The organism is Nocardia sp. XZ_19_385 (assembly GCF_015355755.1).
Classification (GTDB): Bacteria; Actinomycetota; Actinomycetes; order Mycobacteriales; family Mycobacteriaceae; genus Nocardia.
The window spans coordinates 1092873-1117982 of record NZ_JACVEE010000001.1 but is presented as its reverse complement, the minus strand read 5'-3'; the positions used below and the strand labels follow the sequence as shown (position 1 = coordinate 1117982).

General features: G+C 66.0%; 25 protein-coding genes. 19 read left to right on the top strand and 6 right to left on the bottom strand.

The genetic code is table 11. The features are described from left to right. Nucleotides 1–124 precede the first annotated feature (124 nt). Nucleotides 125–847: an ABC transporter permease gene (locus IBX22_RS05215; RefSeq protein ID WP_228538507.1), complete on the top strand. Its 723-nt coding sequence runs from the start codon at nt 125–127 to the stop codon at nt 845–847. Between the two features lie 71 nt (nt 848–918). Here IBX22_RS05215 and IBX22_RS05210 read toward each other — a convergent pair whose 3' ends face one another. Next, complete coding sequence (locus tag IBX22_RS05210) at nt 919–1563, bottom strand: TetR/AcrR family transcriptional regulator (RefSeq protein ID WP_194814224.1); 645 nt, start codon at nt 1561–1563, stop codon at nt 919–921. A gap of 93 nt (nt 1564–1656) precedes the next feature. Between IBX22_RS05210 and IBX22_RS05205 the strand changes: the two genes are divergently transcribed. The 4 genes from IBX22_RS05205 to IBX22_RS05190 are packed head-to-tail and all read left to right on the top strand — an operon-like array spanning nt 1657 to nt 5155. Continuing rightward, the gene (locus IBX22_RS05205; protein ID WP_309234430.1) at nt 1657–2148 is read left to right on the top strand and encodes a VOC family protein; all 492 of its coding nucleotides are present in this window, start codon (nt 1657–1659) and stop codon (nt 2146–2148) included. Continuing rightward, complete coding sequence (locus IBX22_RS05200; RefSeq protein ID WP_194814222.1) at nt 2139–3539, top strand: FAD-binding protein; 1401 nt, start codon at nt 2139–2141, stop codon at nt 3537–3539. Before IBX22_RS05205 ends, IBX22_RS05200 begins: the two co-directional genes overlap by 10 nt. Next, nucleotides 3536–4654, top strand: coding sequence for a Rieske 2Fe-2S domain-containing protein (locus IBX22_RS05195; protein WP_228538200.1), 1119 nt, complete (start codon nt 3536–3538; stop codon nt 4652–4654). Before IBX22_RS05200 ends, IBX22_RS05195 begins: the two co-directional genes overlap by 4 nt. Nucleotides 4655–4663: 9 nt before the next feature. Beyond that, a complete protein-coding gene (locus IBX22_RS05190) occupies nt 4664–5155 on the top strand; it encodes a nuclear transport factor 2 family protein (RefSeq protein WP_194814220.1) in 492 nt (163 codons plus the stop codon). Nucleotides 5156–5157: 2 nt separating this feature from the next. Here the strand turns inward: IBX22_RS05190 and IBX22_RS05185 are convergent, their stop codons facing one another. After that, nucleotides 5158–7710, bottom strand: coding sequence for an ABC transporter permease (locus IBX22_RS05185; RefSeq protein ID WP_194814219.1), 2553 nt, complete (start codon nt 7708–7710; stop codon nt 5158–5160). A 3-nt stretch (nt 7711–7713) separates the two neighbouring features. Further along, on the bottom strand, nt 7714–8472 hold the full coding sequence (locus IBX22_RS05180; protein WP_194814218.1) for an ABC transporter ATP-binding protein: 759 nt from the start codon (nt 8470–8472) through the stop codon (nt 7714–7716). A 172-nt stretch (nt 8473–8644) separates the two neighbouring features. Between IBX22_RS05180 and IBX22_RS05175 the strand changes: the two genes are divergently transcribed. Then, nucleotides 8645–9184, top strand: a complete 540-nt coding sequence (locus tag IBX22_RS05175; protein WP_194814217.1) for a hypothetical protein — start codon at nt 8645–8647, stop codon at nt 9182–9184. A 122-nt stretch (nt 9185–9306) separates the two neighbouring features. Here IBX22_RS05175 and IBX22_RS05170 read toward each other — a convergent pair whose 3' ends face one another. Then, nucleotides 9307–10008 (bottom strand): GntR family transcriptional regulator, encoded by a 702-nt coding sequence (locus IBX22_RS05170; protein ID WP_194814216.1) that lies wholly within the window; start codon nt 10006–10008, stop codon nt 9307–9309. A 75-nt stretch (nt 10009–10083) separates the two neighbouring features. Between IBX22_RS05170 and IBX22_RS05165 the strand changes: the two genes are divergently transcribed. From IBX22_RS05165 to IBX22_RS05115, 11 genes are all read left to right on the top strand, one after another. Beyond that, on the top strand, nt 10084–10515 hold the full coding sequence (locus IBX22_RS05165; protein ID WP_194814215.1) for a VOC family protein: 432 nt from the start codon (nt 10084–10086) through the stop codon (nt 10513–10515). A gap of 154 nt (nt 10516–10669) precedes the next feature. Then, nucleotides 10670–11023 carry a PadR family transcriptional regulator gene (locus IBX22_RS05160; RefSeq protein ID WP_194814214.1) on the top strand — a complete coding sequence of 118 codons (354 nt, stop codon included), beginning with the start codon at nt 10670–10672 and terminating at the stop codon, nt 11021–11023. Nucleotides 11024–11200: 177 nt separating this feature from the next. Continuing rightward, entirely contained in the window at nt 11201–12412 is a 1212-nt protein-coding gene (locus IBX22_RS05155; protein ID WP_194814213.1) for a hypothetical protein, read from the top strand. Next, nucleotides 12412–13638, top strand: coding sequence for an MFS transporter (locus IBX22_RS05150; RefSeq protein WP_194814212.1), 1227 nt, complete (start codon nt 12412–12414; stop codon nt 13636–13638). The genes IBX22_RS05155 and IBX22_RS05150 overlap by 1 nt, the downstream gene beginning before the upstream one ends. Beyond that, nucleotides 13635–13955: a ferredoxin gene (gene fdxA, locus IBX22_RS05145; protein ID WP_194814211.1), complete on the top strand. Its 321-nt coding sequence runs from the start codon at nt 13635–13637 to the stop codon at nt 13953–13955. The genes IBX22_RS05150 and fdxA overlap by 4 nt, the downstream gene beginning before the upstream one ends. A gap of 127 nt (nt 13956–14082) precedes the next feature. Continuing rightward, complete coding sequence (locus tag IBX22_RS05140) at nt 14083–14823, top strand: class I SAM-dependent methyltransferase (RefSeq protein ID WP_309234429.1); 741 nt, start codon at nt 14083–14085, stop codon at nt 14821–14823. Between the two features lie 90 nt (nt 14824–14913). Continuing rightward, entirely contained in the window at nt 14914–16008 is a 1095-nt protein-coding gene (locus IBX22_RS05135; RefSeq protein ID WP_194814209.1) for a serine hydrolase, read from the top strand. Nucleotides 16009–16057: 49 nt separating this feature from the next. Continuing rightward, nucleotides 16058–17713, top strand: a complete 1656-nt coding sequence (locus IBX22_RS05130; RefSeq protein ID WP_194814208.1) for a bifunctional 3'-5' exonuclease/DNA polymerase — start codon at nt 16058–16060, stop codon at nt 17711–17713. Nucleotides 17714–17816: 103 nt separating this feature from the next. After that, nucleotides 17817–18788, top strand: coding sequence for a DMT family transporter (locus tag IBX22_RS05125; RefSeq protein WP_194814207.1), 972 nt, complete (start codon nt 17817–17819; stop codon nt 18786–18788). Nucleotides 18789–18903: 115 nt separating this feature from the next. After that, on the top strand, nt 18904–19512 hold the full coding sequence (locus tag IBX22_RS05120; protein ID WP_194814206.1) for a hypothetical protein: 609 nt from the start codon (nt 18904–18906) through the stop codon (nt 19510–19512). A gap of 71 nt (nt 19513–19583) precedes the next feature. Continuing rightward, on the top strand, nt 19584–20720 hold the full coding sequence (locus IBX22_RS05115; protein WP_194814205.1) for a serine hydrolase: 1137 nt from the start codon (nt 19584–19586) through the stop codon (nt 20718–20720). A gap of 8 nt (nt 20721–20728) precedes the next feature. Here IBX22_RS05115 and IBX22_RS05110 read toward each other — a convergent pair whose 3' ends face one another. Further along, complete coding sequence (locus IBX22_RS05110) at nt 20729–21349, bottom strand: response regulator transcription factor (protein WP_228538199.1); 621 nt, start codon at nt 21347–21349, stop codon at nt 20729–20731. Further along, nucleotides 21349–21945: a TetR/AcrR family transcriptional regulator gene (locus IBX22_RS05105; protein WP_194814204.1), complete on the bottom strand. Its 597-nt coding sequence runs from the start codon at nt 21943–21945 to the stop codon at nt 21349–21351. Before IBX22_RS05105 ends, IBX22_RS05110 begins: the two co-directional genes overlap by 1 nt. Nucleotides 21946–22034: 89 nt before the next feature. Here IBX22_RS05105 and IBX22_RS05100 point away from each other — a divergent pair, with 89 nt between their 5' ends. Both IBX22_RS05100 and IBX22_RS05095 read left to right on the top strand, forming a co-directional pair. Further along, entirely contained in the window at nt 22035–23504 is a 1470-nt protein-coding gene (locus IBX22_RS05100) for an alpha/beta hydrolase (RefSeq protein WP_194814203.1), read from the top strand. A gap of 114 nt (nt 23505–23618) precedes the next feature. Continuing rightward, nucleotides 23619–25082 carry a glyceraldehyde-3-phosphate dehydrogenase gene (locus IBX22_RS05095; RefSeq protein ID WP_194814202.1) on the top strand — a complete coding sequence of 488 codons (1464 nt, stop codon included), beginning with the start codon at nt 23619–23621 and terminating at the stop codon, nt 25080–25082. The last annotated feature ends 28 nt before the right edge of the window (nt 25083–25110 follow it).

The following is a 25110-nucleotide window of genomic DNA, read 5'->3' as shown; positions in this document are numbered from 1 at the left end:
GTTTGAGCCGTCGCCGGGCGATCGAGCGTCGCTTCGCGTGGCGGGCTCGGATCAGAGGGGAATGACGGTCTGCGCCCCGCTTGAACGTGGGAGGCGCGGTGTGAACACGGTGGTGACGCCGGGTATGGGGCTGGCGGTCCTGTGTCTGGTGTTGGTGGCAGCGGCGGCTTTGGTCTATCGAGTTGCTCGACTCGGGCCGGTGACTGTCGCGCCCTTCGCGGCTGGGCGGGCTGTGCTCCAACTGGGCTGTGTCGCAGTCGTTCTCGCCGCGGCATTGGCGCATCTGTGGTTGTCGGTGCTTGTCTTGCTGGTCATGTTCGGGGCGGCGGTGTTCACCGTGGTGCGGCGGGCACGCGCCGGCTGGTCGGCGGTGTGGCTGACGGTGGGTCTCGGGGGAGGGCTGTTGGCGACACTTCCCCCGATGTTGTTCAGCGGAGTTGTCCCGCTGACCGGAGTCGCGCTGGTGCCGATTGGGGGAATCTTGTTGGGCGGCACCATGACCGCGACCTCATTGGTCACGCGGCGGGCGCTGGATGCCTTGTCCGAACGGTATGGTGAGGTCGAGGCGGCGTTGAGCCTCGGTTTCACCGATCGGGATGCTCGGTTGGAAGTGATCCGCCCGACCGCCACCGACGCCTTGCTGCCTGGCGTCGATCAAACTCGCACCGTCGGATTGGTCACGCTGCCGGGCGCTTTCGTGGGTGTGCTGCTCGCCAGTGGCTCTGCGGTGCAAGCGGCCGCCGTGCAGGTGTTGGTGCTGGTGGGTCTACTGCTGGCCCAATCCTGCGCTGTCGCAGCCACGATAGAACTCGTCGCCCGGGGCCGGGTGTATCGACCTGCCCCCTGACCTCGAATCTGTCGGCGAAGACTTTCAGTCGTGACGGGCGGCCGGACAGCGCCGCAGGCCGACCGCATGGTTCAGCTGTCGAAGTGAGTTGCCGCCGCGCCGCCGCCGGACGTCGTAGCGACCGGGGTCGGGGCGGTGGCGAGTCCGACGAGCATCGCGACGATGTCGGCGGTGGCGTCGGGGAGGTCGCTGTGTGCTTCGATGCGGCGTTCCTGGTCGGCGAGGAGTGCGAACATCGCTGTTGCCATGGACTCGATGCGGTGGCGGGAATGCGGTGCGGGTAGGGCGGCGGCGAGCCGGGTGGTGATGATGCGGACGGCGCGGTGGCCGGGGGCGTCGAGGCGGGTGAAGTCGGCGATGGCGGGTTGGGTGCGGACGACTTCGAGGAATCGTGAGTAGTGCGTGCCGTGGCCGGTGCGGGCGATGTCGATCATCGGGCGGACCAGGATGTCGACCAGTTGGTGCAGGTCGTGGCCGGTGCCGTCGGCTTCGTGCTGGGCGAGCATGTCCAGGCGCACGGTCTCCAGGACGCTCATGCGGCGCTCGATGACGGCGTCGATGAGCCCGGTGCGCGAGCCGAAGTAGTAGTGCACGGCGGAGTTGTTGCGCTGGCCCGCTTCGGTGGCGATATCGCGCAGCGGTACGTCGATCCCGCGTAGGGCGATCAGTCGTTCCGCGGCATCCAGCAGTGCGTTGCGCGGGTCAGTGCTGGTCATCGTCCGAGCATAAACGAGGAGATAAGCCAATGTGTTGATGATGTTAAGCGGATGTGCTTAGAATCGGAGCCGGTAGACCTAGGAGCGATCCACGTGAGCATTATCGAAGGACCGATCTTCCAGGTGGCGTGGGTGATCCACGATATCGACGCGGCCGAGAAGCGATTCACCGACGACTTCGGCGTCGAAAAGTGGCTGCGCATACCGGGGGTGCGCTTCGGGCCCGAAACCTGCACTTACCGTGGGCAACCCGCCGATTACACCATCGACGTCGCGCTCGGCTACGCGGGCGGCCAGCAGTTGGAACTGATCGCGCCGGTATCGGGCACGAACGTCTACACCGAATTTCTGGACCGTGCCGGACCGGGCTTGCATCACGTCGCCTGGATACCCGCCGACTACGACGCCGTCCTCGCCGGCTCCGACATCGTGCAGCAGGGCGAATTCGAAGGCGTGGGAATGGAATTCGCGTACATGGAGGGCGGTCCGATCGGCTCCTATGTCGAGGTGATGCGGCTCTCGTCCGATATGCGGGCGATGTTCGACTACCTGATTCCGGAAGGACACCGCAATCCATGGCAGTGAACCAGAGCCATGCGGACGTGGTGGTGGTAGGCGGCGGGATAGCCGGGGCGTGTGCGGCGATCAGCGCCGCCGAGGCGGGCGCGGAGGTCGTGCTGCTGGAGCGATCCGGCAGCACCGGCGGCACTTCCGCCCTGGCTGCCGGTCACTTCTACCTCGGTGGCGGCACGCCGGTTCAGGTCGCGACCGGATTCGAGGACACCGTCGAGGCGATGTTCGACTACCTGATGGCGGTCACCCCCGAGCCCGACGCGACCAAGATCCGGGCCTACTGCACGGACAGCGTTGCCCACTTCCACTGGCTGGAAGCGCACGGTGTCGAGTTCGAGCGCACCTTCTATCCCGGAAAAGCCGTGGTGCAGCCGGGTACCGAAGGTCTGATGTGGACCGGCGACGAAAAGGTCTGGCCGTACCGTGATCAGGCGAAGCCCGCGCCGCGCGGCCACAAGATCGCCGCGCTCGCCGAGCAGGGCGGCAGCCAGGTCATGCGGGTGATGGCCGCCGCGCTCGAGCGAGCGGGGGTGCGGGTGCGATGCGAGGGCAAGGTCACCGACCTGCTCACCGACGAGGCCGGAGCGGTCGTCGGCGTCCGCTGCCGGGACGAATCGATCGTGCGCGCGAACGCCGTGGTGCTCGCGACCGGCGGATACGTGATGAACCCCGAAATGCTCGAGACCTACACACCGGTGCTCGCCGCGAACGCCGTGCCGCTGGGTACGCCCACCGATGACGGATCGGGAATCCTGTTGGGGCAGTCCGTCGGTGGCGCGCTCGCGCATATGGACGGTGCGTTCCTGACCGCGTCGTTCTATCCGCCCGCCGATCTGCTCAAAGGCATCGTCGTCAACGCCGAGGGTGTGCGATTCGTGGCCGAGGATTCCTATCACGGCCGCATGGCCGCCGCGGTCATGGGAGAGTCCAGGGCATACCTGATCGTCGACGCCGCCACCATGGCGTGGCCGGAGCTGCCGATGATCAAGTTCATCGACGGTTGGGAGACGATCGCGGAAATGGAAGCGGCCCTGGGGATTCCGGATGGCGAGCTGGCGGCGACGCTGCGCGACTACAACGCGGCCGCGGCCCGCGGCGAGGACCCTGTGCTGCACAAGCACCCGGACTGGCTCGCGCCACTCGATACCGGCCCGTGGGCGGCATTCCATCTCACCCCGCCCGAGGCGACCTATGTGGGGTTCACCCTCGGTGGGTTGCGCACCACGGTCGATGGTCAGGTGTGCCGGGCGGACGGCAGTGTCATCGACGGGCTGTATGCGGCCGGGGCGTGCGCGTCCACGATCGTGCAGGACGGCTCCGGCTATTCCAGCGGAACATGTTTGGGCGAGAGTTCCTATTTCGGCCGCAGGGCAGGCGCGCACGCAGCGGGAGGATCGGCATGAACGTTCGCGAAATCGACACCGGGGCAACGATTACCCGCTACGCACGCGGTTGGCATTGTCTAGGACTCGCCGAGACTTTCCGGGACGGAAATCCGCACTCCGTCAACATCTTCGGCACCAAGCTTGTGATATTCGCCGATAGCGCGGGAGCTTTGCAGGTCCTCGATGCCTACTGCCGCCATATGGGCGGCGACCTGTCCATGGGCACGATCAAAGGCGATGAGATCGCGTGTCCGTTCCACGACTGGCGCTGGGGCGGCAACGGGAAATGCGCCAAAATTCCCTACGCCAAACGGGTTCCGCCGCTCGCCCGGACCCGCGCCTGGATCACCCTCGAACGCAACAAGCAGCTGTTCATCTGGCACGACGCCGAGGGCAACCCGCCGGACGCATCCATCCCCGAGATCGACGGCATCGAAACCGGCAGGTGGAGCGACTGGACCTGGAACTCGATTCTGATCGAGGGCTCGCACTGCCGCGAGATCATCGACAACAACGTCGATATGGCGCACTTCTTCTACATCCATTACGCGTACCCGGTGTACTTCAAGAACGTGTTCGAAGGCCACGTCGCCTCGCAGTACCTGCACTCCAAGGGGCGGCCGGATATGGCTGGGGCGTCGAACTATTCGATCGAGGACGCCATGCTCCGGTCGGAGGCGCACTATTACGGGCCGTCCTACATGATCAACTACCTGCACAATGATTTCGGCCCATACACCGCCGAGGTCGTGCTCATCAACTGTCATTACCCGGTCACGCAGGACTCCTTCGTCCTGCAATGGGGCGTGAGCGTCGAGCGGATCGAAGGGCTGCCCGCCGAGAAGTCGGCGAAATTGGCTGGGGCCTTCGCCAAGAGCTTCGGCGTCGGATTCCTCCAGGATGTCGAGATCTGGCGGAACAAGACCGCCATCGAGAACCCGCTGCTGTGCCAGGAGGACGGCCCGGTGTACCAGCAGCGCCGCTGGTACGAGCAGTTCTATGTGGACGCGGCCGAGGTCACCACTGATATGACCGCGCGCTTCGAGTTCGAAGTCGATACCACCCACGCCAACGAAGCGTGGCGGGCCGAGGTCGCGGCCAACCTCGAAAAACGCGCGACCGCAAGCGATTAGGAGTCAGCGATGGGTCGATTCAGCCGGGCAGAACTACAGCGGGCACTCGAAAACTACAACGAGGTGGTCGACAGGTGTTCCGAGACGGGTGACTGGAGTCCGTTCGCGGACCTGTTCACCGAGGACGTGCACTATGTCGAGCACGCATACGGCATCATGGATGGCCGAGAAGCCGTGCGCCGCTGGATCATCGACGTCATGGCGCCGTTCCCGCAGATGCGATTCGAGCACGACTGGATCGCTTTCGACGACGACAACGATGCCGTCGTGATCGGCATCAAGAATGTGCTGGACCACCCCACCGAGCCCGGCGTGCAGTTCGGATTCCCGAATGTGACCCGAATCGTGTACGCGGGCAACGGATTGTTCTCCTCGGAGGAGGACACCTACAACCCGGCCCGCGACGCGGCCCGGGTTGTCGGCGCCTGGATGCAGGCGGGTGGCACCATGCTGTGCGCGCCGAAAGTCACGATGAAGCACGTGGTGCTGGGCGCGGCCTGACGTCAGGCCCTGGCCAGGGCTTCGAGGATCGGGATCCGCGCGGCCCGGCGGGCCGGGCGGATGGCGGCGATCACCCCCGCCGCCAGTCCGACCAGCACGATGAGGGCCAACTGCGCGGCCGGGACGGTGAACGACGCGGTGCCGGTGGCCGCGATCGTCACGGCACGCGACAGTGCCCAGCCGAGGGCGGCGCCGAGAACCATGCCGCCGAAGGTGCCGAAGGCCGCTATCACCGCCGATTCCCAGCGCAGCGCCGACTTGATCTGTTTGCGGGTCGCGCCGACCGCGCGGAACAGGCCGAACTCCCGAATTCGCTCGTATACGGCCAGTGCGAGCGTGTTGGAGATGCTCAACAGGGAAATCAGGATCGTCAGTGCCAGCATGACGTAGACCATCGCCAGTTGCTGGTCGAGGGCGGCGCCCTGCGCCTCGGCGAATTCGGTCCGATCTTGAATGTTGGCCTGCGCCCCGAAGTTCGACACCGCCTGCTCGACGGCGGCGCGGCCCGCTGTGATGTCGACGCCGGCGCGCAGGTCGATCAGGACGGTGCGGTCCAGTCCGACTGGATCGTGCGGGACCAGCAGGGATCGGTGCAGCAGCGTGGATCCGATCAGTGGGTTCTTCTGGTAGATCGCGCCGACCGTGACGGTGCTGGTGGTGCCGTCTGCCAGTGTGATCGCGACCGGTGATCCGATCGTGAGGGATCGCGCCGCCGCGGTGTCCGCGTCGACGGCGAGCTGGTCGACGGAGAGGTCGGCGAGTGAGCCGCCGGCCAGGTTCACGCTCAGCACCCGCTCCAGCGCAGTCGGGTCGGCCGCCGACACCGGCTCGTCCCGGCCGTCGACAAGCACGTTGCCCCAAGCGATCCCGACCGCCGCGCCTACTTCGGGCAGGGTCGCGAGCTCCGCGCTGATCCGCGGGGCATATCCCGCGTACGGGTTGTCCGCGGCGCTGTTCAGCGCCAGATCGCCACCGAAGGCGCGTTCGGCCTGGTCGGTGACGGCGGTTTTCAACGCTGTGGACATCAGCGTCAGGACCGTCACCGCGGCGACACCGATCATCAGTGCGGTCGCGGCTCCTGCTGTGCGGCGCGGGTTCCGAGTTGCGTTGCGGCGCGCCATCTTTCCCACCACGGGACGCAGCCGTGCCGCGGGAGCGCCGAGTATTGCCGCAGCCCACCTCGCGGCATCCGGGCCGAGCAGCACCATGGCGGCAATGCCGGGAATCGCCGCTAGGCCGGCGAACGGCACCGCCGCGGCGGCAGGCACGAAGACCGAGGCGGCGAGCAGACCGGCCGCGAGGACTGCGAGCACGAGTCCGCCGATCCGGCGCGCCGGTGGGATCGCGGGTCGCGCGATCTCCATCATCCGCAAGGCAGTGATCGGTGGGATCCGCGACGCCCGCAGCGCCGGGAACACGCACGCGAGCAGTGTCACGCCGATCCCGGCGGCCAGGGCGATCACCACGGTCACCGGGGTGATGGCCAAGCCGTCGGCGGGCAGCGCCAGACCGAAGGCGCTGAACAAGAGTTTCAGCAGGACCGTGAATCCGGCGCCGCCGAGCACACCCGCACTAGCGGCGATCGTTCCGATGGTCAGTGCCTCGACCACGACCATTCCCAGAACTTGGCGGCGGGTCGCACCTATCGCGCGCAGCATCGCCGACTCCTCGGCCTGCTGCGCCACAATGATGGAGAAGGTATTGGCGATCGTGAAAGTGCCTACCAGCAAGGCGATTCCGGCGAACACCAACAGGAAGGTGCGGAAGAGCGCGATAAACGAGGCGTCGACCGCCGCGGCCGCGTCGGCGGTAACCTGCTCGCCGGTGACCGCTCGTGCGGGCGGCGACAGTACGGCACTCAGCCTGCGGACCAGCTCATCATCGGAGACACCGCTCGCCGCGCGCACCGCGACACTGGAGATCCGATCGGGCGCGGGCGCGACGAGCTGCTGTGCCTCGGCCAGTCCGAACGCGATGAACGAGGATCCGCCGAAACCGTCCTGCGAACCGAACTTGCTGAGGCCGACGATGGTGACCGGAATCCGCGCTGTGGTCAGCACCGCCGTGGTGTCACCGACCTCGAAGGTCCCCAAATCGGCGAGAGCCTTGTTGATCACCACCTCGCCGGGACCGCTGGGCGTCCGGCCCTCGACCACGTGATAGGGGTTCAAACCGGGATCGGTGACCCAGTTGCCCGCCAGCCGGGGTCCCTGAACATCAAGTGGCACACCATCTTTACCGAGCAGCTGGCCCGGCGCCTGGATGAGTGGCACGGCCACGGCCACGCCGTCGGTGGCGCGCACCGTGTCCAGCACCGAACTGTCGATGCTGCCGCGCACCGTCAACGCGTCGGTGGCCACCTCGGTGCTGTTGCGCACCAGCACATCCGTTCCGGAATAGGCCTGATCCAGGAACCGGTCCACGCTGCCCTGCAAGGTGTCCGCGAGCATCAGTCCGCCGGACAGGAACGACACTCCGAGGAAAACCGCCAGAAAGGAACCCACGAGCCTGCTCTTGCGCGCCCACAGGCCGCGCAGTGCGAGTGTGCCGATCATGGTTCAGCCCTGCCCGAGGGTTCGCATCCGCTCCAGCACCGAATCGGCGGTGGGCGAGGATATCTGGTCGGCGACGCGGCCGTCGGCGATGAACAACACCGTGTCCGCGTAGGCGGCGGCGCGCGGATCGTGGGTGACCAGCGCGATCGTCTGGCCGAGGTCCTCGACCGTCCGGCGCAACAGCTCCAGGATCTCGGTGGCCGCCCGCGAATCCAGGTTCCCGGTCGGCTCATCCGCGAAAATTATTGCCGGCCTGCTCAATACGGCACGGGCGACAGCGACCCGCTGCTGTTCACCACCCGACAGCTGCGACGGCCGGTGGGTGAGCCGGTCGGCCAACCGGACGGTCTCCATGATCGTGTCGAACCAACGCTCGTCGACCGGTTCACCCGCCAGCGCGAGCGGCAGCGTGATGTTCTCCCGCGCGGAGAGTGTGGGAATGAGGTTGAACTGCTGGAAGACAAACCCTATCCGAGCCCGGCGCAGCAGCGTCAACTCCTGGTCGGACAGCCCGCCCAGCTCGGTCTCGCCGATGAAAACCTTTCCGCTGGTTACGGTGTCGAGCCCAGCGAGACAGTGCAGCAGGGTCGATTTACCGGCCCCCGAGGGACCCATGATCGCGGTGAGGGAACCGGCCGGAAAGCTGACCGAGACGCCGTCCAGTGCGCGCACCGAACCGGCCGAGCCCGGGTAGACCCGGTCCACCGCCTCCGCACGAGCGGCCGGGGTGCGGCTCGGATCAATGGTCGAATGGAGAGTCATCTGCGCCTACTTCGAATAATGGGCATAATCAGTCAGTCTCGAATGCGGAGGGTCCCGCGTCGTCCGCCCAGAGGCGTGGTGCGCCCTACGCGTACCCGCGTATTGACATGCCGGGCCGCGTGATTCGTCGCGTACCCTGTAACAAGGGGAACGATCTGATTCCGGGGGAACAATGATCTACGAAGAGCGATACGGCTTCGACTCGAAAACAGCACTCGTACTGGTGATTTCCGGCGTCTTCGTGGCTGTGGCGATTCTCTTGCCCGACATGTCGGCGGTAGTGCGAATCCTGACTCTGGTGCTGTTCGGCGGCGGCGGTCTGCTGATGCTGGCGGCCGCACTGTCGCGCAAGGTGGCCATGCGGGTCGATCAGTCCGGCATCACTTTGGGCGGTTCACCGCTGCGCTACCGCCAGACTACCCAGCACGTCCCGTTGCCGGACATCGAAGCGGTGGTCCTGTGGCGCCAGCACACCGCCGCCAACATTCCCTGGATCGGAATCCTGCGCCGCGCCGACGCCCCGCCACCGAGTCCGGTGCCCACCGGCGGCCGCCGAGCCATGAACTCCACGGCCGCAGCCCTGAGCGGCGCACCGGACGAGCGACTCATGCAGTGCGCCACGGCAATCAACGGCTGGAAACTCGACACCGCCGAGTTGAAGGCAGCTTTGCAGGAACTCGCTCCGCACGTCCGAGTGGATGACCACCGCTGAACCAGCTCATATCGCCGGGTCACTTCAGCGGATGACCCGTGCCACCTCGTCACATGCGCCGGTATCGGCGAATTCGTAATGGCCGCAATCTGGTTCGCCCGCAGATGCGAGGCGGGGAAAAGTCAGGCCCGTTTGCCCGGTGCGGGGTGTTCGGACGGGTAGGTAGGATCCTCCGGTGTGGTCACGATGTCGACGGCATGGCCGCGATGTACGGCGAACAGGTGTATTGCCTCCTCAGCGTTCCGGGACCGCAACGCGGCGGCCAGTTGGCGGTGTTCTTCCGCCACATGAGGCAGATATCCCTCGGTACTGACGCCGATCCGGGTCAGCAAGAGCAGGTGGACCTGCGAGCGGATCGCGTGCCAGGCATCCTGTAACCGCTGATGCCCGGCTGCGGCGTAGACGGCGTCGTGAAATGCCATGTCGCAGCGAACCATCTCGTGTTCGTCGGTGACACGGTCCATGGCTGCCGCTGACCGCTCGATTTGCGCGATGTCCTCGTCGGAGGCATGGGCAACTACTTGCTCCACGGCCAGCCGGTCCAATGCGCCACGCAGACTGCTCAACTCCGCCACGTCCGCGGCAGTCAATGTCACCACCGTGGCACCGCGATGCCATTCGCTGCGCGTCATACCTTCGCGTTCGAGTCGCAGCAGCGCCTCGCGGACCGGGCCACGGCTGACTTTCAGCGCGGCCGACAACTCCACTTCGCGGATCTGTTCTCCGGGCGCGTAGACGCCGGTGAAGATGGCTTCCCTGATGTTGTCGGCGACCTCGTCGGCCAGTCCGCGCCGACGGGCGGGACTCACTCCCTGCGTGCCCATCTTCCGCTCCCTTTCGTCATGTCCTAATGTTAACATCGCGACATCAGGTGGCGGCACGACGAAGGATGTACTGCGATGGCGGTTCTCGATTCCCCGATCCCACGGTTCCATCTGGCCATGCCTGTGGACGATCTGGACGCTGCGCGGGCGTTCTACGGCGGGACTCTCGGCCTGCCGCAGGGGCGCAGCTCCGCCAGTTGGGTGGACTGGAACTTGCACGGCCATCAATTCGTCACTCACCTCGCGCCGACCCGGGCACAGCGGATCCACAACCCCGTCGACGGCCACGATGTGCCGGTTCCGCACTTCGGTGTAATTCTGACGATTCCTGAATTCCATGAACTCGCGGACAGGCTGCGGGCTGCGGAGCTGGATTTCGTGATCGAGCCGTATGTGCGTTTCGAGGGAGAATCAGGGGAGCAGTGGACCATGTTTTTCCTGGACCCGTCGGGTAATGCACTGGAGTTCAAGGCATTCGCTGACGACGAAGCCGTATTTCAAGCCTGAACAACGTTAAGCGAATGTTTAGGTTTCGAATACGCTGGCAGCGTGAATTGCGGAGCGCGACTGGATGATTGAAACTCGGGTCGGAACACTTTGATGAGAAGTGCCGAGATTCGGGCGCACTGCCTCTCGGCATGAAATAGGGGAGGCACACGTAATGATTCCGGCAATAAACAGCCATATTGTCGACGGTGCGCTATTGCTGTTGCTGGCCGAGCGGGCCGACCATGGATATTCGCTGCTCAGCAGGCTGGAGGGGCTGGGGATCCGAGTGCTCGACGGCCCGGGTGCGTTGTACCGGCGGTTGCACGCGCTCGAGCGCAAAGGCCTTGTGGTGCATGAGGTCGGTCGCTCCGACAAGGGTCCGCGGCGCAAGATATACACCACTACGCCGCTGGGCTCCGCGGCCCTCAACGAGCGGGCAATATCGCTGCGCGACGCGCGTAACACCATCGATCAATGGCTGCATCTGCACTCGAATCTCGCTGGACTGCAGGGCGCGAGCAGGTAAGTGCAATCTGCACTTACTGCGCCCCGGAACCACATGATTTGTTTGTGGTACGGCCGTACCTGTCCGTGGGGTGGGTCCGGTCGTTCCGTTGAGATTTAGGGGAATCAGGTGGCACGTCGGAAAGTAATACTGGGTTGCGCATCGACAGGCGCGAAGTTCACACCAGGGAATCATCGTTTGACGGGGGATACGGTCCTGGATGGTATCTGCACCGGCGCGACTATCAGAACGGCCCAGGATGCCTTGGTTGCCGAGGCCGAGTCGCTGTACGAGCTGGGATGCCGCTATTACCACTATCACGCGCGGAACCCGCTGACCCGCGAGCAGACCACCGATAATGCGCTCTACGAGGAGGTCAGCCGAGGGATCCAGCGAGGCATGGACGGGCTGATGATCAGCTTCGGCGCGAGCCGCAACGGCGGTGAGGTCCGCGATCGGATCCGCAGGTACGGCGAATGGGAGCGAGTCAGCCAGTGCGCGTTGCCACTACATCTGGGCGGGGCACACTTCGTCACGATCCAAGCAGCGGTGGAGTTGCAGATCATCACCGACATGGAGCGGCAATTCGGTGAGCTGGATCTAGATCTCGTGTCCAGTCCGCGATTCCTGGAGCTGATGGCCGCACATGAGCCCTCGAGCAATCTCCAAGACGCTCGGCTGGACACGTACTCGACTACGAACGGAGCTGTGTACGGCAAGACCTCGCCCATGATCCAGTTCGAGGTCTACTCGAACGCCATCGCCGCTCGACGCAGACTCAATCTGTTCCACGAAGTCGAGTGGGTGCAGCTGATGCGTAGCTACGCGATGACCCGCTATGCCATCGAGCATCCGGCGATGCGCCTGGGGAGCTCCGGCCAGCTGAACATCACGTTGCTGTTCGGCTTCTCGCCGCGACTGCCGTTCCCCGAGTCCTATGCCGAGTTTCAGCGCGTGGTCGATCTAGCCAAGAGTCTGGAGTACGACCTCGGGGAGCCCGGCGCCAAACGGCGGAATGTCACCATCTCCGTCGGGGCGGCCGTGATCCCGCAGCAGGCTTCGGAGCACTTCCGTCCGCTCGATGTGGGACCGCGCCGCGGCGAGAATGCCTGCGCCCTAAGACGATTGGTGACCTATGCGGCGCAGCCGGGCAGCCGGGTCGATCTCGTGCGAGTAGGGATGGAGGACACGCCATACGCCGTGGATGGGGACGGTCGGGTGTGTCCCTCCGACAACGTGGAGCTGGCGGCGATCGCAAAACGTGAGCTGGAGGCGAATGGTGTCGATCTCGAACTCGACAGTCATGGCGTATTCGATCGGCTGGGCATGCGGTTGATCCGTGATGATCTGATGACGCGGCACCTGAGTTCGCCGCTCGGCCGCTTCGACGACGAACGGGCGGTTGCGTGATGGTCGTAGACCCAGATACTCGGGCAGCGCAGGCATCGTCCTATCGGTGGGTCATTCTGCTGATCGCAACGGTGACCCAGGCGGGCGCGTGTTTTTTCGTCCAAGGAATCGGGGCGATCGGCGGGTATATCCAGAACGATCTGCATTTGAGTTCCACGCAGTTGGGGCTGCTGGTTTCGGCCGCGCAGTTGGTCCCCATCCTCGGATTGCTGGCCGCTGGTGAACTTCTCGATCGTTACAGCGAACGGCTGGTGGTGGGGGTCGGCACCGTGGTGGTAGCGGTCGCGCTGCTGCTCGGAACTGTGGTGTCCGGGTACACGGCCTTGCTGCTGGTGCTGGTGCTGGTAGGCGCCGGATACAGCACCGCGCAACCCGGCGGCAGCAAGTCGGTGGCGCAGTGGTTCGGTCCGGCGCAGCGCGGCTTCGCGATGGGTATCCGGCAAGCGGGTCTGCCGCTCGGAGGTGCGATCGCGGCTTTGACCCTGCCGATCATCGCGGTGAGTTTCGGGTGGCAGGCCTGCTTCCTGGCCGGCGGTTTGGTAGCGCTGGCGGGTGCCTGCATTTTCATCTACTTCTACCGCTCGCCGGGTGCCCCGAAGACCACCGGCAATGCCCCGGCCGCCTCGATCAAGGCGGGGGTCGGGGCGCGCCTCGCCATGGTGCGCAGTCCGTCCATGGTGCGGATCGCGATCTCCGGGGTTGCGCTGATCGCAGTGCAGTGGGGTGTGCTGGTCTTCACTGTCCCGTATCTGCATTCGGTTGCATCGATCGATCTCGGTCGTGCGGCACTTGTTCTCTTTGTCGCCCAGGTGGCAGGTGTCGCCGGTCGAATTCTGCTGGCCGCGTGGAGCGATCGCAGCCGTGGCGGACGGTACATTCCGGTGCTTACCTGCCTCGCCGCGGTGTCCGCGGGACTGCTGATGCTGATATTCCTTCCGCTGCACAACATTTGGATTGCCGCGGTACTGCTGGCCTGGATCGGGTTCTTCGGTTTCGGCTGGTATGGGCCCTGGGTCGCTTATGTGGCCGAGTCGGCCCCACCGGACAAGACCGGATTCGCGCTGGGCCTCGCGATGGCGATCAATCAGATCTTCATCGTGGCTGTCCCGCCCGCGCTCGGGCTTCTCAACGACATGACCGACAGCTATCTGTGGGGGTGGGCCGGTCTGATGCTCGCCAGCTTGGTGGCGATGGGTGTCACGTTGCGCAAGAGGAGAATTCAGTGACCTACGTGATCACCGAAAGTTGCGTGGACATCCTGGACCGGGCGTGCGTTGAGGAATGTCCGGTGGACTGCATCTACGAAGGCAACCGCATGATGTACATCCATCCGGTCGAGTGCGTCGAATGTGCCGCATGCGAGGTTGTTTGCCCAGTAGACGCGATCTATCACGAAGACGATGTGCCCACTCCGTTGGTGGGCTACGTCCGCGCCAACGCTGAAGTGTTCAGCCACCTTGGATCTCCAGGTGGCGCTGGCACCACAGGGCCGATCGGCCGCGACGCCGACATAGTCGCGAATCGGCCGGAGCCCGGCGCATAGCGGCTCGCCGGGCTCTGGTGCGCTCCCATTTCCGGCTTTCCGTCCGAGATAAGGTCGTTTGCCCTGGTCCGGCGTGCCGTGTCCGAGGGACTACTGCTGGTGTGGCACGCGATCGATGGAGGAATACGTGGACTGGGAGTCGTGGCAGGGGAGTTGGGATCGGCAGCAGGAGTTTTATATGTCCGATCGTGAGGAGCGGTTTCGGGTGATGCTCGATGTGGTGGAGGCGGCGGTGGGGCCGTGTCCGCGGGTTTTGGATTTGGCGTGTGGGACGGGGAGTATCAGCCGGCGGTTGTTTGCTCGGCTGCCGCAGGCGAATTCGGTTGCGGTGGATATGGATCCGACGTTGCTGGCGATTGCGAAGGGGGCGTTCGAGGGGGATCGGCGGATCGTTTTCGTGACGGCGGATTTGTCGGAGCCGGGGTGGCTGGACGAGTTGTCGGCCGAGCCGTTCGATGCGGTGCTTACTGCCACGGCACTGCATTGGATGCAGCCCGAACCGCTCGCGCGGTTGTATGCGGACCTGGCCAAATTGGTGCGACCCGGTGGCGTGTTCGTCAATGCCGATCACATGCCGGATCCCGGTACACCAATGCTCAATGCCATCGACGAGACCATTCAGCGTGGCTATCAGGCGCGAGCGCGGGCGGCGGGTGCGGTGGATTGGGAGCAATGGTGGGCGCTGGTTGCCGCCGACCCGGGGCTGGCCGACGAATATGCCGCCAGCCGTGCGATTTTGGACGAGCACGTCCAGGGTGTGACGCATCCAATTGCGTGGCACACCGCCGAGCTGACCGCGGCGGGATTCCCCGAAACCGGTGTGGCGTGGCGGTCGATCACCGATGCGGTACTTGTCGCGATGCGGTAAGCGAAATGTTCGGGCGGCGCGAACTCACGTCTTGGGATAACGCCAGCGTGTCGCCGGTATCGGTGGCGCATTCCCAGTACTGTGCGCGAAATGCGTCGAGTGCTGCTCGTCCTGTCTGCCGCGATATTGTTCGCGGGATCTGTCGAGACCCCTGCCGTCGCTGAGGCGGGCGCCTGGCAGCGCGCATTGGATGAAATCGTCGCGCTCGGGGCGGCGGGTGTGCAAGCGCATGTGCAGACGCCCGCGGGTGTTTGGGATGGCTCGGCGGGGGTTGTGCAATTGGGGCGGCCGGAACCGATTCCGGCGGGCAGCCGCTTTCGCATCGGCAGTATTACCAAGACGATCACCGCGACCGCGTTGTTGCAGCTTGTCGGGGACGGCCGCATCGGGTTGGACGATTCCGTGGCCGGTTGGCTGCCCGATTACGGGATCGACCCGCGGATTACCGTGCGGATGATTCTCGGCCAAACCAGTGGGCTGCTCGACTATCTCAATGGCGGGGCAGGGTTCGCGCCGATGGTGGGGGATACCTACGCCGATATTCGCCGGACATGGCAGCCGCCCGATTTCGTGCGATGGGCGACGGGCAAACCGCTGAAGTTCGCTCCCGGTAGTGGCTGGGGGTATTCCAATACCAACTACATCGTGGCCGGGATGTTGATCGAGCGAGCTTCTGGGCTGCCGTATCACTTCAATGTCTACGCCCGGATCACCTTGCCGCTGCTCATGCTCCGCACCGGTGTTCCGCAGACCTTCGACCACATTCTCGGCCCGCACGCCCACGGCTATTACGACTACGGCGGTGGTTTGATCGACGTCACCGATCAAAACCCTTCCTATGTCTGGGCGGCCGGTGGAATCGTCTCCTCCACCCGGGACCTGCACACGTTTCTCACCGGCCTGCTGGGCGGCCGTCTACTGCCACCGCACCTGCTCGACGAGATGCGCGCTGTCCGGCACGTGAACGATTCCTACGGTTACGGTCTCGGTCTCTACGAGTTCCGCCTGAACGACCACGGCTGCGTCGCCTACGGGCACAACGGCTACGTCAACGGGTTCAGCTCACTCGCCTTGCGCAGCCCGGACGGGCGCCACAGTCTCTCGCTGTCGGTTACCGACGCCGCGAGCGGCAACTTCAGCGCGGCGCTGGATCGTTTCGTCGAGACGGCCATGTGCACGCCCTGAAACGCTCGCATGGGGGAACCTGTCGGTGCCCGGTGCGAGACTCTGCGACATGAGGTGGGCGGTCGCGGAGACGGGGGAAGGGGGCGCGTGTCTGTGTCCGCTCGATCAGGACGGCCGGCCCGCGGGTCCGGTGCTGCGCGAGGCGTCGCTGGCCGAGGCGGTGCGTTCCCGGCCGGAGGTCGAGCGGTGGGTGTGGCGTTCGACCGGCGAGATCTATCGGCAGTTGCTGGCGGCGGGGGTGCGGGTTGAGCGTTGCTATGACGTGGAGGTCGCGGAGGGGCTGCTGATCGGTCATGAGGAGGGGCAGTCGGGGCAGGCCCGTTCGTTGCCGGCGGCGTGGGCGCGACTGCACAACCTGCCGGTACCGGCGGACGCACCCGCGCGGGCTGCGGAGACCCAGCCGTCGCTGTTCGAGTCCGGCCCGGCGCCGCTACCGACCGGCACGGACGAGTTCACCGCACTGCTGGAGGTCTACGCGGAGCAGGTCGCGCGCACGGCGAAAACCGAGCACCCGGAGCGCATGCGGCTGCTGGTGGCCGCCGAATCGGCGGGCATGCTGGTGGCCATGGAGATGTCCCGCGCCGGGATCCCTTGGCGCGCGGACGTGCACCGCGATTTGCTGGAACGGATGCTGGGCGAGCGCATCGCGGGCGGGGAACCGCGCCGGATGGTGGAGCTGGCCGATGAAGTGTCGCGAGCCTTCGGGGCGCGGGTCCGGCCCGATCTGCCCAACGAGATCATCAAAGCCTTTGCCCGCGCGGGGATTCTGCTGTCCTCCACGCGAAAATGGGAACTGCAGGAGATCGATCATCCCGCGGTGGCGCCGCTGCTGGCCTACAAGTCGCTGTACCGCCTCTACACCGCGAACGGCTGGTCCTGGCTCGAGCAGTGGGTGCACGAGGGCCGCTTTCGCCCCGAGTATCAGCCCGGCGGTACGGTCACCGGTCGCTGGACGACCAATGGTGGTGGGGCGCTGCAGATTCCGAAGGTGGTCCGGCAGGCGATCCGCGCCGACCCGGGCTGGCGATTGGTGGTGGCCGACGCCGACCAGATGGAACCCCGGGTGCTCGCCGCGATCTCGCGGGACCCGGGACTGATGGAGGTCGCCGGTCGCGGCGAGGATCTGTACGCGGACCTGGCGGCCCGTGCCTTCGGTGGTGATCGCGCCCAGGCCAAGCTCGCGATGCTGGGCGCTATCTACGGCCAGACCTCCGGTGACGCGCTCACCCACATGGCCGAACTGCGGCGCCGTTATCCGGCGGCGATGGCCTATGTCGACGACGCGGCCCGCGCCGGCGAGGAGGGCCGCCTGGTGCGAACCTGGTTGGGCCGCACCTGCACTCCGCTCTCGGCCGACGAACCGGACTATGACCCGGGAGCGCCCAGCGGATATGGCAGCACTCCCAGGGCGCGCGCTCGTGGCCGGTTCACCCGGAACTTCGTCGTCCAAGGCAGCGCCGCCGACTGGGCGCTGCTGGTCCTGGCGGGCTTGCGGCACACCATGACTCGCGCCGGGCTGCAGGCCGAGCTGGTCTTCTTCCAGCACGACGAGGTGATCGTGCACTGCCCGGCGGAGGAAGCCGAGACGGTCGCCGCGGCCATCGCGACAGCGGCGGAAGCCGCGGGCCGGATCGCCTTCGGACCGACACCGGTCCGCTTCCCGTTCACGACGGCGGTGGTGGAATGCTACGGGGACGCCAAATGACAACAGATTCGACACACCGCCGCGCGACACGCCGCTAAACTGGCAGAATATTGATGGCCGGAAATCTCTTGCCGTCCGCAATTATTCGTTCTATTTTCGTCAAATGGTGGAAAGTGTTCGGTCGAGCGGCCGGTGGGCCGTTGTCGCCGCCGCGGTCACGGTGGTGCTCTGGGCTTCGGCCTTCGTCTTCATTCGATCGGCGGGCGCCGAATTCTCGCCCGGCGCACTGGCATTGGGTCGCCTGCTGAGCGGATCCATTGTGCTCGTGGTGATTCTGGCCATCAACGGCGCCGGTCTGCCGCCCCGTGGCGCCTGGCGCGGCATCCTGATCTCCGGTGTGCTCTGGTTCGGGGTCTACATGGTGGCCCTGAACTGGGGTGAGCAGCATGTCGACGCCGGCACCGCCGCCATGGTGATCAACGTCGGTCCCGTGCTGATGGCCCTGCTCGGCGGATTCCTGCTCCGCGAAGGCTTTCCGGCACGCCTGATGGCCGGGATCGCGGTTTCGTTCGGCGGCGCGATCGTGATCGGATTGTCCAACACCGGTGGCGGTAGCTCCGGCTTGCTCGGCGTGCTGCTGTGCCTGCTCGCCGCGGCCACCTGGGCGATCGCGGTAATCGCGCAGAAGCCGGCCCTCGAGCATGCCTCGGCGCTGCAGGTCACCACCTTCGGCTGTCTGATCGGTACCCTCACCTGCCTGCCGTTCGCCGGTCAACTCGTCACCGAGGCCGCCGCCGCACCACTGTCCGCCACCCTCAGCCTGATCTATCTCGGTGTCTTCCCGACCGCGCTGGCATTCACCGCGTGGGCGTACGCGCTGGCCCGCACCACTGCCGGGAAGGCGGGAGTCACCACCTACGTGGTGCCCACCTTGGTGATCCTGATGGCCTGGCTCGCCCTGGGGGAAGTCCCGACTCTCATGGCCGTTCTCGGTGGCATTCTCTGCCTCGTGGGCGTCGCCATCACCCGGTCCGGCCCCAAGGATTCGCAAACGCCCAGTGACGCAAGCGAAATCGAGTCGAACACGAACCCCGCCGCGGTCAGCCCGCCGCTACCGGGCAGATCGCGCACCTGAACGGATGCTGCCCGAAATGTGGGAAATTGGTCGATAAGCAACGTCGAGAACGGGAATAACGATCACAGTAGTACCGGGCGATGAGGGTGCCGGGCGGTGAAGTGAGGTGATCGTGATGCCTAAGCAGCCTCGGTCGGCGGTGCGCATATGGCAGTTACGACCGTGGAATACCAGCCCGCTGATGCGGGCTTCGGATCGGTGGGAAGCGCTCGTCTGGATCCTGGCGGTCATCGCGGTCCTGGCTGCCGTCCCGATGGCCGGAGCCATCGGCACCGCGAGCTATACCGCCGCCGCGGCCCGGATCGATGCTGAGAACGCCGCGAAAGTCGCTGTCACAGCCACACTCACCGAGGAACCGCAGCAGGTGGCCGCCGCGATGAACCGGAACACGGCGACCCTGGACATCTATACCGCGCCGGTGCGCTGGACCTGGCAGGACCGGTCGGGCACCGCGACGGTAAACGTCCCCGGCGGGGCGGCCCCCGGTGACCAGGTGCGAGTCTGGCTCGGCCCGGACGGCAATCCGGCCCCCGGGCCGCTGCCCTCCAGCGCCGCCGCCACCGAAGGTATCGGCGTGGCGTTGACGGTACTGTCTGCGATCTGGGGCAGCGCCCTGGCCGGCGTCTGCGTCACCGCCTGGCTGCTCAGTACGCGCCGCGCCGCGCATTGGGAGCGGGAATGGCTCGAGATCGACCACCGGATCGGCGGCGAGGACCGGCGGTAGCGTCTGCGCTACCCGATATTCGGGTGCTGGCATGATCGTTTGCCCCGCTCGCCGGCAATAGCGTTACCGGCGTGAACCCTCGACAGTCGTTCGTACTCGCCATTGCCGCAGCACTGCTCACGACCACAGCGGCGTGTGGTCGCTCCGACGAGCCCGCACCCGCCCCCTCGGCCGAGTTCACGCAGGCGATGGATAGCCTTCTGCGGCAACAGATTCCAGGTGTTCAGGTGGTCAGCACCGCGGACGGCAAGGATACCTTCCATGCTGCCGGAGTCGGGAATGTCGAGACCGGTGCACCGATCGCCGAGGACGCGCACATCCGTATCGCGAGCAATACCAAGAGTTTCGTCGCCACGGTCGTGCTGCAACTCGTCGCGGAGGGCAAGGTCGGGCTCGACGTTCCGGTCGAGCGATATCTGCCGGGAGTGGTCGCGGGTAACGGTTACGACGGTAATCGGATCACCGTGCGAAACCTGTTGCAGCACACCGCAGGACTGCCCAACTATATCGACCCGGAGAAGATGGCGAAGAGTCTCGGCAATCGCTATCGCCAGCCATTCGACACCGAACAGGTGGTCCGCGAGACGCTGCGGGAAAAAGCTCCGCTGGGGGCACCCGGCGCGAAGGTGGAGTACTCGAACACGGGTTATCTGCTGGCGGGCCTGGTCGTCGAACGGGTCACCGGCCGGTCGATCGGGACCGAGCTCAGCAAGCGGATCATCGAACCATTGGGCCTGGCCTCGACCTATTACCCCGCACCCGGCGAGTCGACGCTTCGGGCACCACATCTCCACGGCTATGACATGGTCGACGGAAAGCTCACGGACGTAACGGAACTGGATGACTACGGCATCGGCGGCGCCGACGGCGCACTGGTCTCTACCGGAGCGGACCTGAACAAGTTCTTCATCGCACTGCTGGGCGGCCGCCTGCTCACACCGCCCCTTCTCGCCGAAATGAAAAGCACTGTGCCGGCCGACCTGCCGCTCCCGGGCCTGCGCGGCGTTGGTCTCGGGTTGTTCCGCTACCAAACCTCGTGCGGGTCGGAGTTCTGGGGACATAGCGGCGGCGCCCCTGGTTTCGGGACGGTGGGTGGCGTCATACCGGACGGCCGCGCGGTGACCCTGACCGTCAATTTCCTGCCCCCCTCGGAGCAGGTGCTGACGGCCATCGGCGCCGCCCGCGACATCGCCCTCTGCGCGAAGTAATTGCGATGTCAGGCGTTCAAGTAGGCCAGGACCGCCTGTACCCGGCGATGCCCGCGATCCTCGCCGGTCAGGTCGAGCTTGGCGAAGATGGCGCGAATGTGCTTGTGCACGGCGGCCTCACTGACCACGAGCCGTTCGGCGATGGCGGCATTGTTGTGGCCTTCGGCCATCCGTGCCAGGACCTCGCGCTCCCGGGCGGTCAGGCCGACCAGCGGGTCGCGGCGGCTGTTCAGGATCGCGGCGATCACCTCGGGATCGAAGATCGTCGCCCCGCCCGCGACCCAGCGCAGCGTGTCGATGAACTCCGCGATCGCACCCACCCGTTCCCGGCGCAGGCAGCCGACACCGCCGCTGCGGTCGGCGAGCAGTTCACCGACCCCGTCGACGTTGTCGATTCCGGACGACAGCACCAGCACCGGCAACCCGGGATGGCGCTGCCTGGCCCGCAACGCCGCACAGCGTGCGTCATCGGTGATCACCACATCCGGGCGGTCCGCGACGGCGGTCAGCAAATCGGTGCTGTCGCACACCGCCGTCACCTCGAATCCCCGGGTATTCAACAGCGCGGCAAGTCCTTCCCGCAGCAGGGCATCGGCCGCGCTGATCACGACCCGCAAAGGCGCGGTCATCAGAGGATCAGCGCGGTCAGCGCCCGCATCGACTCGGCGATGTACTCCACACTCACGTCGTCGATGCCGAGCGCGACCTGCTGGGACATCCCGCTCATCAGGCTTTCGACCGCGGGCCGCAGCCGCTCGGCCTGCTCCGGTGTCGTCACGGCGCCGGACGCGTCGATGCGCCGTCCGGTCAGCAGGTTCGTCATCGCGTCGGTGAGGTCCTGGGCCTGGATCGATGCCATCAGTTCCGGCTCCCGGAACGCGACCGCCAGCGCTTCCAGCTGGAAAGCGACCTGTATCCCGCTCTGGTCCGCGGTAGCGAGCCGGTGGGCGTACGCGGCCAGCCCGTCGAGGACGCCGGTCAAGGAGAGCTCGGGATCAGCCAGCGCTACAACGGCTTCCACCTGCCCGTCGATCACCCGCTGGCTGGCGGCCAGCAGCAGGCCGCGTTTGCTCCCGAAGATGGAGTAGATCGCGCCGGTGGTCAGATCCGCGCGGGCGGCGATGTCCTCCAGCCGGGCAGCCTGATAACCCTTCGCGGCGATCTCGGCGACAGCCGCGTCCATCAGCGACTCCCGGTTGCGCTGCCGCGACTCGTCTCGGCGCATGCACTTCTCCACTCGTCCGGCAGCCGGGCGCGTCCCGGCTTGTGATAATCCTATTACGATAATAATCAAATTACGAAAGAAGGTCGACAATGCTGCGTCGCGCCATCGTGAGCGCTGCCCTGTTCGCATCGGTGCTGGCGCCGGGTTCGGCGGCGGCGGCGGACACCGGGCTGGATCGGTTCTACGACCAGGCTCTGGACTGGAAGCCTTGCGGCACAGCCGATCTCGATGACGCGGGCGCCCAGTGCGCTGATGTCACGGTGCCCTTGGACTACGCCGATCCGCAGGGCCGCACCATCACGGTGACGATCTCCCGGCTCGCCGCCACCGACCCGGCGCGCCGGCGGGGGATCATGTTGTCCAATCCGGGCGGCCCGGGTGGACCCGGTCTCAACATGCAGCTGGCCTTCCGGCCGGACTACTCACCGGATGTGCTCGCCCAGTACGACCTGATCGGCATGGATCCCCGCGGAGTCGGCCGGTCGACTCCGATCACCTGCCGCTGGCCCGTCGCGGGCCTGCGCTCCGCGGGCGCCGACGCCGCCGACTACGCCGAATCCGTTGCCACCCAAGCAGATCTGGCGCAACGCTGCCGCGACACCACCGGCGCCGCGCTGCCGTATTTCAACACCCGCAACACCGCGCGGGACATGGACGTGATTCGCGCCGCGCTCGGCGAACAGCGGATCAGCTACCTCGGCGGTTCCTACGGCACCTACCTCGGTGCGGTATTCATCCAGATGTTCCCGGAACGCAGCGACCGCATGGTGCTCGACAGCGCGGTCGACCCGCGGCGGTACGGCGACGCCATGCTGCGGGATATGGGTCCGGCCAACGAGTCGGCGCTCGATGCCTGGGCCGACTGGACCGCCGAGCGGGACGGCGAGTACCGGCTCGGCACGGACCGCGGCCGGGTGCGCGCCGCTGTTACAACGCTGATCGAGCGGGCGCACCGGCAACCGATCCGGATCGGCGCCCATCAGGTCGACGACGAGGTGCTGCCCGCGCTGCTCTTCGATCTGGTGGCGAACCCGAAGACCTACGGAGTGCTGGCGGCCCATCTCCGCCAGCTCACCGATGCCGCCGACGGCCTGCCGGTGCCGCCGAGCCCCGAACTGGACGAAGCCCTCAACGGCCGGCTCGCCGGTCAGCCGGACGACGCCCAAACCTGGGCGATCATGTGCAACGACGTCCCGGCCCCGCGCGACCCGCTCGGCTACTGGAACGCCATCGAAGCCAGCCGGTCGACGCTGCCGGTCTTCGGGCCGTTCGTGCACAACATCCGCCCGTGCGCGTTCTGGGCCGACCCGATCGAAACGCCCACCGACGTGCACAACGCGTCGCCCGCGCTGATCCTGCAGGCCACCGGCGACCCGCGCACGGTCTACGAATCCGGCCTCGCGCTGCACCGCGCGATGCCCGGATCCCGGCTGATCACCGTGCCGGACCAGCGCATTCACGGCGTGTTCGGAACGGTGCCGTGCGCGACCGCCGCGACGAACACCTACCTCGCCGACGGCGTCCTGCCGGAGCGCGACTTCACCTGCGAAACGAACTGACGCCGGGGCGGCAAGGGTAGTGAAGATCTCACCGGTGGGGATCCGGCGTCGGTGAATTTTCGGCGGTTACTAGCATCGATGCGGCGAACTTATCGACGAACCCGAGGATCTGTGTTGACAACCGAACAACTTGACCGCTGGAACGCTCAGGAAGCTGCCGCGGAGGCGATGATTCCCCTCATCGGCACGTTGTATCGGGGGAAGGGTGTGACGACCCTGCTGCACAGCCGCCCGCTGGTGAACAAGTCGGTGATCAGCATCCTGCGCACCCATCGTTTCGCGCGCCAGATCGAGGGCACAGAGCTGTCGGTGGACGAGACCCTGCCGTTCTTGCAGGTGCTCGGTGAACTGGATCTGGGTCCCTGCAAGATCGATCTCGGTCATCTGGCTGTGGGCTACCGCGCCGACGACCGCGGGCTGTCGATCCGCGAGTACGCCGAGACGGTGCTGGCCGATGTCACCAACGGCAACAAGGCGCAGTCGGCGGGTCCCCGGGATGTCGTGCTCTACGGCTTCGGCCGGATCGGCCGCCTGGTCACCCGGCTGCTCATCGAGAAGGCGGGCTCCGGCAACGGGCTGAACCTGCGGGCCGTGGTGGTGCGCAAGGGCGGCGACGACGACCTGATCAAGCGCGCGTCGCTGCTGCGCCGGGATTCGGTGCACGGCAAGTTCGACGGCACCATCAAGGTCGATGTCGAGAACGAGACGATCACCGCCAACGGCAACGTGATCAAGTTCATCTACAGCAACGACCCCACCGCGATCGACTACACCGAGTATGGGATCAAGGACGCGATCCTGGTCGACAACACCGGCCGGTGGCGCGACCGCGAGGGCCTGGAGCAGCATCTGCGGCCCGGCATCGCGAAGGTCGTGCTGACCGCGCCCGGCAAGGGTGACGTCCCGAACATCGTGCACGGCGTCAACCACCGTGAACAGGACCTGTCGCAGCAGATCTTCTCCTGTGCCTCCTGCACCACGAACGCGATCGTGCCGCCGCTCAAGGCGATGGAGGACGAGTTCGGGATCGTCCGCGGCCACGTGGAAACCGTGCACTCGTTCACCAACGACCAGAACCTGCTGGACAACTACCACAAGGCCGACCGTCGCGGCCGCTCCGCGCCGTTCAACCTGGTGCTCACCGAGACCGGCGCCGCGTCCGCGGTGGCCAAGGCGATGCCGGACTTCAAGGCCAAGATCACCGGTAACTCGATTCGCGTTCCCACCCAGGATGTTTCGATCGCCATCCTGAACCTGCAGTTGCAGCGCGAGACGACCAAGGAAGAGGTGGTGGCCTACCTCCGTCAGGTCTCGCTGTCCGGCCCGCTGAGCCGCAACCTCGACTACACCACCGCCACCGACGCCGTCTCCAGCGATTTCATCGGCCACCGGGCCGCGTCGATCATCGACGGCAACGCCACCATCGTCGAGGGCGACACCGCGATCCTGTACTGCTGGTACGACAATGAGTTCGGCTACTCCTGCCAGGTCGTCCGGACCGTGCAGTTCATCTCGGGCATCGAATACCCGACCTACCCGCAGCTGGACGCTCGCGTGCTGACCGGCGCCAGCGCGTAATTTCGCACGACTGAGACACCAAGGCCCC

Excerpts from the sequence above, each read along its gene's own strand:
- IBX22_RS05185 (WP_194814219.1), bottom strand. The coding sequence starts at position 7,710 with ATGATCGGCACACTCGCACTGCGCGGCCTGTGGGCGCGCAAGAGCAGG.
- IBX22_RS05195 (WP_228538200.1), top strand. The coding sequence starts at position 3,536 with ATGAACGTTCGCGAAATCGACACCGGGGCAACGATTACCCGCTACGCA.
- IBX22_RS05200 (WP_194814222.1), top strand. The coding sequence starts at position 2,139 with ATGGCAGTGAACCAGAGCCATGCGGACGTGGTGGTGGTAGGCGGCGGG.
- IBX22_RS05165 (WP_194814215.1), top strand. The coding sequence starts at position 10,084 with ATGGCGGTTCTCGATTCCCCGATCCCACGGTTCCATCTGGCCATGCCT.
- IBX22_RS05135 (WP_194814209.1), top strand. The coding sequence starts at position 14,914 with ATGCGTCGAGTGCTGCTCGTCCTGTCTGCCGCGATATTGTTCGCGGGA.
- IBX22_RS05150 (WP_194814212.1), top strand. The coding sequence starts at position 12,412 with ATGGTCGTAGACCCAGATACTCGGGCAGCGCAGGCATCGTCCTATCGG.
- IBX22_RS05110 (WP_228538199.1), bottom strand. The coding sequence starts at position 21,349 with ATGACCGCGCCTTTGCGGGTCGTGATCAGCGCGGCCGATGCCCTGCTG.
- IBX22_RS05120 (WP_194814206.1), top strand. The coding sequence starts at position 18,904 with ATGCCTAAGCAGCCTCGGTCGGCGGTGCGCATATGGCAGTTACGACCG.
- IBX22_RS05160 (WP_194814214.1), top strand. The coding sequence starts at position 10,670 with ATGATTCCGGCAATAAACAGCCATATTGTCGACGGTGCGCTATTGCTG.
- IBX22_RS05215 (WP_228538507.1), top strand. The coding sequence starts at position 125 with ATGGGGCTGGCGGTCCTGTGTCTGGTGTTGGTGGCAGCGGCGGCTTTG.
- IBX22_RS05170 (WP_194814216.1), bottom strand. The coding sequence starts at position 10,008 with ATGGGCACGCAGGGAGTGAGTCCCGCCCGTCGGCGCGGACTGGCCGAC.
- IBX22_RS05130 (WP_194814208.1), top strand. The coding sequence starts at position 16,058 with ATGAGGTGGGCGGTCGCGGAGACGGGGGAAGGGGGCGCGTGTCTGTGT.
- IBX22_RS05125 (WP_194814207.1), top strand. The coding sequence starts at position 17,817 with ATGGTGGAAAGTGTTCGGTCGAGCGGCCGGTGGGCCGTTGTCGCCGCC.
- IBX22_RS05100 (WP_194814203.1), top strand. The coding sequence starts at position 22,035 with ATGCTGCGTCGCGCCATCGTGAGCGCTGCCCTGTTCGCATCGGTGCTG.
- IBX22_RS05180 (WP_194814218.1), bottom strand. The coding sequence starts at position 8,472 with ATGACTCTCCATTCGACCATTGATCCGAGCCGCACCCCGGCCGCTCGT.
- IBX22_RS05210 (WP_194814224.1), bottom strand. The coding sequence starts at position 1,563 with ATGACCAGCACTGACCCGCGCAACGCACTGCTGGATGCCGCGGAACGA.
- IBX22_RS05175 (WP_194814217.1), top strand. The coding sequence starts at position 8,645 with ATGATCTACGAAGAGCGATACGGCTTCGACTCGAAAACAGCACTCGTA.
- IBX22_RS05190 (WP_194814220.1), top strand. The coding sequence starts at position 4,664 with ATGGGTCGATTCAGCCGGGCAGAACTACAGCGGGCACTCGAAAACTAC.
- IBX22_RS05105 (WP_194814204.1), bottom strand. The coding sequence starts at position 21,945 with ATGCGCCGAGACGAGTCGCGGCAGCGCAACCGGGAGTCGCTGATGGAC.